Source organism: Vibrio sp. FF266 (assembly GCF_041439695.1).
Taxonomy (GTDB): Bacteria; Pseudomonadota; Gammaproteobacteria; order Enterobacterales; family Vibrionaceae; genus Vibrio; species Vibrio tasmaniensis_A.
On record NZ_JBGOOO010000113.1, the window covers coordinates 1 to 1307 of the forward strand.

The window sequence follows — 1307 nt, forward strand, 5'->3', positions numbered from 1 at the left end:
TGTTTTTAGATAGAAGCAGCGTAACTCCGCTCTTCAATACTACAAAGTACAGACTGGATACCGTTGAAGAACGGAAGTTCCAGTTGAATTTCTTTCAATAGGTAAATTAAATGCATTTAAGTGAAAAGAGCTTATTAGGAATGGAAAAAGCAAAAAACCAGTCTTAACTGAGGTTTTTTAATGAAACCAAGCCAACACCAATGTCCCATTTCATAATTGTCTCCGTAAATACTTATAAATATTGAAGCCGAGAGGGATAGAATGAAGCATTATCATGCGAATGATATGACTAAGCATTATTAATGCAGGCTCTAGTCCAAGATAAATGGCAGCGACAGTCATAGACTCCACACTGCCCGGAACCCACGACATCAAGAGTACGATGAACTCCTTATCAATTAGCTTGCTGAATATATATGCAAAAACAACTGTGACTGTAAGACTTAACGTTGTAGCAATAATCCCAGCTCGCGCATAAGAGAAGATATCTACAACGGTTATATCTTTTAGACGAATCCCAATTAATGCCCCTAGAGCGGATGTTGCAATAAAAACAAGCTCTGTCGGGACAAGAAAGTTGTATGACGGTAACTCAGAGTTCACAAACATAGTTGCTAACATCCCAGTCACCATATACGGTGCTGGAGTACCAATTTTATCGAGAAGCAAACCTGAAAAGTAGGCGAGGAAAAGTGGGAGAAGTATCCAAAGGTTGTCTAAGGAAATAGCCGGCCCAGGAACTGGTGAATTGTCCGCTGAGACAAGAAGAGCGGAAGCTATGATTAAGAAAATGAGTCGAACTGTGTGAGTGAAAATCACTTTACTAGAAGGTGAATTGTGATTTTCATTAATGACAAGAACCGCGGCCATCGCTCCCGGGACCGCCCCAAGTAGGCTTTCATATTTTGACCATTTCTCTCGCTTAGAAAGCCAGAGATACGAGGTGAGAACTTGTGCGGACATACAAAGGACGAGTCCCACAAAAAGTAATATCGGATAACCCTTGGAAAGAGTCTGCATAGGGACGATTGAGCCCACTGTGGCACCAAGGATTAACTGTACTCCGGTCAATGTGCTTTTGGGAAGAGCTAGAGTAAACCCTGTTTTTACCGTTAACAAAAGAGCAATCAGGGCACCGAACATTACACCTAGTGGTATCTCGAAATATGTAAATAAGAGCGAGCCAACCAAAGCTATGAATGAGGCTAGATACATGTTTTGGTTTCCCCTTTTTTTAGCTTGAAGGATGACAATAACGGTGTTTTTCAAGGTAGTTGTCATCATTTGCTTACTTATTAAGCAGCTTC

Annotated in this window: 1 protein-coding gene; it reads right to left on the minus strand. The window is 41.0% G+C overall.

Features of this window, described 5'->3' with window-relative positions:
- Nucleotides 1-210: 210 nt before the first annotated feature.
- A partial coding sequence (locus ACED59_RS24485) for an AbrB family transcriptional regulator (RefSeq protein ID WP_371705136.1) occupies nt 211-1307 on the minus strand: 1097 nt, incomplete at its 5' end.